The sequence below is a fragment of the Streptomyces sp. WAC06614 genome, from assembly GCF_003949795.1.
Classification (GTDB): domain Bacteria; phylum Actinomycetota; class Actinomycetes; order Streptomycetales; family Streptomycetaceae; genus Streptomyces.
The window spans coordinates 1-6,197 of record NZ_RPRY01000384.1 but is presented as its reverse complement, the minus strand read 5'-3'; the positions used below and the strand labels follow the sequence as shown (position 1 = coordinate 6,197).

Annotated in this window: 6 protein-coding genes; 3 read left to right on the top strand and 3 right to left on the bottom strand. The window is 72.4% G+C overall.

The annotated features are described in order from the left end of the window. Positions 1-70: 70 nt before the first annotated feature. Complete coding sequence (locus tag EF918_RS31270; protein WP_125652295.1) at positions 71-673, bottom strand: ABATE domain-containing protein; 603 nt, start codon at positions 671-673, stop codon at positions 71-73. An 84-nt stretch (positions 674-757) separates the two neighbouring features. On the opposite strand from EF918_RS31270, the gene EF918_RS31265 reads away from it, so the two are divergent. Beyond that, positions 758-1,549: an MBL fold metallo-hydrolase gene (locus tag EF918_RS31265; protein WP_125652294.1), complete on the top strand. Its 792-nt coding sequence runs from the start codon at positions 758-760 to the stop codon at positions 1,547-1,549. A 364-nt stretch (positions 1,550-1,913) separates the two neighbouring features. Beyond that, a complete protein-coding gene (locus EF918_RS31260) occupies positions 1,914-2,075 on the top strand; it encodes a hydrophobic protein (protein WP_125652293.1) in 162 nt (53 codons plus the stop codon). A 778-nt stretch (positions 2,076-2,853) separates the two neighbouring features. Here the strand turns inward: EF918_RS31260 and EF918_RS31255 are convergent. After that, positions 2,854-4,089: an MFS transporter gene (locus EF918_RS31255; protein ID WP_260610833.1), complete on the bottom strand. Its 1,236-nt coding sequence runs from the start codon at positions 4,087-4,089 to the stop codon at positions 2,854-2,856. Positions 4,090-4,373: 284 nt separating this feature from the next. On the opposite strand from EF918_RS31255, the gene EF918_RS31250 reads away from it, so the two are divergent. Then, positions 4,374-5,129, top strand: a complete 756-nt coding sequence (locus tag EF918_RS31250; RefSeq protein WP_260610832.1) for a helix-turn-helix domain-containing protein — start codon at positions 4,374-4,376, stop codon at positions 5,127-5,129. Between the two features lie 231 nt (positions 5,130-5,360). Here the strand turns inward: EF918_RS31250 and EF918_RS31245 are convergent, their stop codons facing one another. Then, a complete protein-coding gene (locus EF918_RS31245) occupies positions 5,361-6,158 on the bottom strand; it encodes an ABC transporter permease (protein WP_125652296.1) in 798 nt (265 codons plus the stop codon). Positions 6,159-6,197: the final 39 nt, after the last annotated feature.

Here is a 6,197-nt window from a genome sequence, read left to right as displayed (position 1 = left end):
CCACCATCCACCCCCCAGCCGACCCTCAACCGATAACCACCCCGGGTGCGGGTTCGTCGATTTCGGAGCGTCAGTCCGTTACCGCTGGGGGCTGGGTGCGTCGGGCGTACGCGCGGGCAGCACGGGCGCGGTCGCCGCAGCGGGTGGAGCACCAGTGGCGGCGGCCGTGGCGCAGTAGGTAGCGGTTGCAGGGGCTCGACGCGCAGGCGGTGAGGCGGGCGGCGTCGGGGCTGGTGAGGAGATCGGCCGCGTCGGCGGCGAGGGTCGCCAGGGCGCGGTCGAGGATCTCGTTGGTGGGGCACGGCGTCAGTCGGTAGGGGCCGTTCTTCTCGTCCCAGTAGAGCAGGGCCGCCGTGGGGGCCTTGCTCATCGCGTCGTTGAGGGCGGACAGCGCCGCGGGCAGGGCGGGCAGCCCCTCGGCGCGGGCAGCGAACAGTGCCCGGAGGTGCTCTCGCATCGAGCGCAGCTGCGCTGCGCACATTTCCCGGACCCCGGCGTCGGCCGGGGCGAGGCCGTGTGCGGTGAGCCACCGGTTTGCGCTCTCGGGCGTGCCGAGGAAATCGATGAACCGCCCCCCCGGCAGCGCGATGGCGCTGTTGACGAAGTCGAGGGCGAGGTGGTCCTGCGCTCCCGGTGCGGGCGGGGGCGCGGATTCGGTGGCGATCTCACTCATGGTTCTCATGTTATCCGTTGCGTCCATCCGTGAGATACCCCTACGATCATCACGGATAGCCCACAACTCATCCGTGAGGTTCTGATGGTTGACACCAGTACGTCTGTCGAGCAGGTCCCCGTCCGCGTGTTCGGCGGCCCGACCGCCCTCTTCGAATACGGCGGCCTGCGTTTCCTGACCGATCCCACCTTCGACCCGCCGCGCGAGTACCCCATGCCGAGCGGCCGGCGACTGACCAAGACCGCCGCCGCTTCCGCCGCACCGGCCGACCTCGGCCGCATAGACGTGGTCCTGCTCTCCCACGACGAACACCCTGACAACCTCGACGAGTCCGGCCGGGCCCTGCTCGCCGACGTCCCCCTGACCCTGACCACGCCCGGGGGCGGACAGCGCCTGGCGGCGGGTGCCAAGGGGCTCGCCGACTGGGAGTCGGTCGACCTCGACCGCCCCGACGGCGGCACGATCACGGTCACGGGCGTGCCCGCCCTGCACGGGCCCGGCACGCGCGAGGAGGTCGAGCCGTTCACCGGCCAGGTCGTCGGTTTCGTCCTCACCGGGCAGGGCCTGCCGACGGTCTACGTCAGCGGCGACAACGCCTCCGTCGACCTGGTCAAGGAGATCGCCGTGCGGTTCGGTCCGGTGGACACCGCCATTTTGTTCGCGGGGGCGCCGCGCTTTCCCCAGCTCTTCGACGGCGGGCTGCTCGTCCTCGACAGCGCGCAGGCGGCGGATGCCGCCGGGATCCTCGGAGCGCGCCGGGTGGTTCCCGTCCACTACGACAGCTGGGGGCACTTCACCGAGGGGCGTGACGAACTGGTCGCCGCGTTCACGGCGGCCGGGCTGCTCGACCGGCTGGACCTGGGCAACCGGGGCTGACCGGGGCGACCGCGGCCGAACTTGCCGCGCACCGGTCCCGGTCGACGCCGGCAAGGGCGTCGGCGACCAGGCTCGTGGCGTAGCGGCGTTCGTTGATCAGCCGGTTGATGTGCTCGGCAAGTAGCAGGGCGGTGGCCTCCAGGGATGTGTCCATCTCCCGGTGCACGGTGGTCACGGCGGCCAGGCCGCCCGCCACATGTCAGGACGAAGTCCGCCTGCCCCAGCCGGGCTGGCCCCGGTAGAAAAGGTCGCCGCGGTGAGGCGGCTGTCTCGGCTACCCCCCCAACGAACGTAAGAAACGCATAAAGTCTGCGTGCATGGGTGGCGGCCAGCCGGGCACACGACGGCTCGGAGGTTGATAACTATGGTTCCCCTGCTTCTTGTTCTTCTGCTCGCACTGGTCCTCTTCGGTGCCGGCTTCGCGGTGAAGGTCCTGTGGTGGGTCGCCCTCGCGGTACTGGTGCTGTGGCTGATCGGTTTCGTCGCCCGTCCCCAGGGCGGCGGTGGCCGCTGGTATCGCTGGTAGCCGTCGCCACACGGCGGTGGCCCGCACCTCTTGGAGAGGGCGCGGGCCACCGCCGTTGTGTCACTCCCGGGGGGACACAGCGCGTGGCGCGGGTGAGAGCGCGTACCGGGGTCGCCTACGACGGCTACTTCGGCCCTACCGAACGGTCCTGGCGGAGCAGGCCCTCGCTCTGTCCGTGCGACCGTCCCTCGGCCTGCTCAACGCCACCGCGTCGGTCGACGGCCAGGCAGAGCCGGTGATCGTCAAGCCTGGCGGTAGGTCATCAATACTCACACGCCACAACTTCGCCGCCCTCGTGGGCGTGAACCCGTTCGACGCTGGGACAGCATGAGACCCCGGGGGTGCCAGATCGGCCCTTCCGGCCTACGGCTCGGCTGGGGAGCGGGGGTGAACTCCACCTCGGTGGGCCGCAGTCGGCGGCGATGTCCAGCGGGCGCTGCCGCTCCGCTCCGTCCGCACCCGCAAGGCCTCTGCCGCATGGGCGGCTACCTCGACCGCTTCAGGGCCTGCGGCCTGCGCTGCGTGGCCGAGCTCGACGAGCGCGGCCGTGGCTTCCTCACCGTCACCTGAGTCAGCTTCCCGGCAGCAGGCGGCCCCCAGCGTACCGGCGAAACGAGCGGCTCCAGATAGTCCGCCTGCGGGCTCGTCAGTCCCGCACCGCTTCGAGCTGCGCGGACAGTGCGGGCGCCTGGCCTGCCGCCAAGCGGAGGAGGTGGACGTCGAAGAGCTCTGCACCCGAAGTGCCGACTCGGTCACCGGGCCATCAGCACGAAGGCGGTCACGACGCTGCCGGCCGGCGGGCCGAGCGTAGGGGGGAGAGGAGGAGGGGGAGGACGGCGAGGAGTTCACCGGTGGCTCCGATCCACAGGGCCGCGCGGGCGCCGAGCCACTGGCCCAGGGCTCCTCCCAGGAGGGCGCCGACCGGCATCGAACCCCACACCACGAAGCGGACGGTCGCGGTCATCCGGCCGAGGAGGGGTGCGGGGCACAGGTGCTGGCGGTAGGAGAGCGAGGTGATCTTGAAGGTCATGAAGGCCGTCCAGCCGAGCGCCTGGAGGGTGACGGCTACGGCGAAGCGCCAGTCGTCCTGGTAGAAGGGGACGGCCAGCAGCCACAGGGTCCCGCCGAGCGCGACGGAGGCGCACATCGCCCGCCCGTGGCCGAGGGCGGCCGCGATGCGCTGGGTGAGGAGGCTGCCGAGGAGGCCGCCGACGGCTTCGGCCGTGTACACCGCAGCGCACAGGAGCGGGGACAGGCCCAGGTCGCCCACGAGCAGGACCAGCAGCATGGAGGCACCGATCGTGCCGCAGAGGTTGGAGATGGCGGAGGCCGTGGTGAGGGCCCTCAGCACGGGGTGGCCGAAGACGAAGCGCAGGCCTTCGGAGATCTCGGCCCTCAGGTCGCCCGTCGGGTGCGGCCGGTCCTGTGGGGGCGGGCTGCCGACCTGGCGGACGCGGGAGAGCAGCAGGGCGGACAGGAGGTAGCTGACGGCGTCCGCGGCCAGGGCCGCGGGTGCGGTCAGCGCGGCCGTCAGGGCTCCGGCCAGGCCCGGTCCGGTGGCCTGGGTGATGTTGCGGGTGGTCTCCAGCCGGGCGTTGGCGCCGGTGAGGCGGTCGGGGCGGATGAGGTGCGGGAGGGCGCTCTGGGCGGCCACGTCGAAGAAGAGGGTGCACACCGACATACCGAAGGCAACGGTGTAGAGGTGGGCGAGGGTCAGGGCGTCCAGCCAGGCGGCGGCGGGGACGGACAGGAGGAGGGCGGCGCGGGCGAGGTCGGCCGCGACCATGACGGGGCGGTGGCGCGTCCGATCCACCCAGGCACCGGCGGGCAGGCCGATGAGCAGGAAGGCCAGGTACTCGGCGGTGACGAGGAGGCCCGCTTGGAAGGGTGTGGCGTGCAGGGTGCCGATCGCGACGAGGGGCAGCGCGAGGAGGGTCACGGCGGAGCCGGCCTGGCTGACGGTGTCGGCGGCCCAGAGCCTGCGGAAGTCGCCCTCGGGGTGGGGAGGCCTCATTGACCTCATGGGCTTCGTGGGGTTGAGGGGGTTGACGGGTGTGATGGGCTTCATGAGGGGGAAGATCGTCGCGCCAGGGGGTGGATCGCCAATGTTTTAGGCTGGGCTAAAGGGTTGGGGGCATCCGGGGGGAGCGGGGCATGGGTGAGGTGCGCTTCGGTGTGCATGACGTCGCTGGGGTCAGGTTCGCGATTTCGCCGTTGTGGGAGACCGTCGCCTCGTTCCGGGCGGCTTCGGACCCGGGCCGGTACGCCGTCCATCTGCCGTGAATCAAGGGGGCGGTGGTGCTGTGGGAGGACCGGAGGCTCGCCGGGCGGATCGCTCCGCTCCACGAGTTCGCCTCCTGGCCTGCGTGGCCGGAGTCGGTGACGCCCCCTCCGCGGTGTCCGCTGGCCGAGTTCGAGGAGGAGCTGGCCGTGCTGGCCGCCGGGCCGGAGGAACGCGGGGCCGCGGCGCGTGAGTTGGTGGAAGCGCTGCGTGCCTGGTGGGAGGCGGCGGTCAGACCGTACTGGCCGCGGATCCGGTCCGTTCTGGAGGCGGACATCGCGTACCGGACGCGGCAGCTCGCCGAGGACGGCATCCACGAGGTGTTCGCCCGGCTGCATCCTTCGCTGCGATGGGCCGGTGACCGGCTGGTGTCCGCGGACCTGCCGGCGGGCGGGCCGGAGCTGGGCGGCCGGGGTCTCACACTGGCCCCGAGCGCCTTCGCGGCGCGCTGCCGCCTGCTGGACGGGCCCGGTCCCACGCCGCCGGCCGTCGTCTACCCGTCGCGGGCGGTCGGCACGCTGTGGGAGCACCGCGACGCATCCGGGGACGGGCTGGCGCGCCTGCTGGGCAGCAGCCGGGCCCGGCTGCTCCTGCTGACCAGTTCGCCGACCACGACGACGCAGCTGGCCGCCCGGTGCGGGCTCAGCCTGGGGGCGGTGTCCCAGCACCTGGGCGTGCTGCGGGACGCGGGTCTCGTCACCAGCCATCGTTACCGGCGCGAGGTGCACTACACCGTGAGCGACCTCGGCAGCGCCCTGCTGGAGCGGGCCTAGCAAGGGGACCCAGCACAGGAAGGTCACGATGCGTCCGCACCGTACGCCCCCCACCGCACCGCCCGGGTGCAGCCCCCATCCGGGACCGGCGCGGGGGGCCTCGGACGTGGCCGCGCTGTGTCGTGCCGCGCACGGCGTGACCAGCACCTCCGTCCCGACGCTGCGTCACCGGACGTACAGGCGCCGGCCTCTTGCGGGGCGCTCCCACGGGGGCGTCCGGACGGACGGCGGCTACTCGGGGCGGCCGAAGCGGTGGGTGGCCCACAGGAGGGCCAGGGTGCCGATCGTCAGGAGGCCTACTGCTTCGAGGGCGAGGGGGGGTTGGTGGCCGAACCATTCGATGCCGGCCACGGCGGTCTGCTGCGGTTCCCTGAGGCCGATGGAGCGGCGCAGCAGGTCGATGCCGTAGGCGAGCGGGTTGCAGGCCGCCAGGGTCCGGGCCCACTCCGGCAGGTTCGCCAGGGGGAAGAAGCCGCCGGACAGGAAGAGCAGCGGCGTCATCACCAGGCCGAGCAGCATGTGGAACATTTCGGCGCGGGCCAGGCTGACGGCCAGGGCCAGGGACATCGCGGTGATGGTGAAGGAGACCAGCACCACGCCGGCCAGGAGCAGGGCCAGCAGGAGCGGGTCGTAGGGCAGGCCCGCCAGCCCGGCGAGGAGGAGCAGCAGGGCGCCCTGGACCGCGGCGACCGCGGTGCCGCCGGCGCAGCTGCCCAGGAGCAGGGTGGAGCGGCGTACGGGGGCCATCAGCAGTTCGCGCAGGTAGCCGCTCTGCCGGTCGGTGATCAGCCGGATGCCGACCATGATGGCCGGGGTCTGGACCGTCATCATCAGCATGCCGGGGAACAGGTAGGTCTGGTAGCCGACGCCCAGGGCCGCGTCGGGGATCAGGGCGGCCAGGCCGCCTCCGAGGATCAGGAGGTAGAGCACCGGCTGGGTCAGCATCAGTGCGGTGTGGAGGCGCTGGGAGGCCAGGCGCAGCAGGTCGCGGTGGACGAGGGCGTGGACGGCGCGCAGTTCGCGGCGCAGGCGGACGAGTGGTGCGGGGTCGGGGTCGGGGGCGTAGGG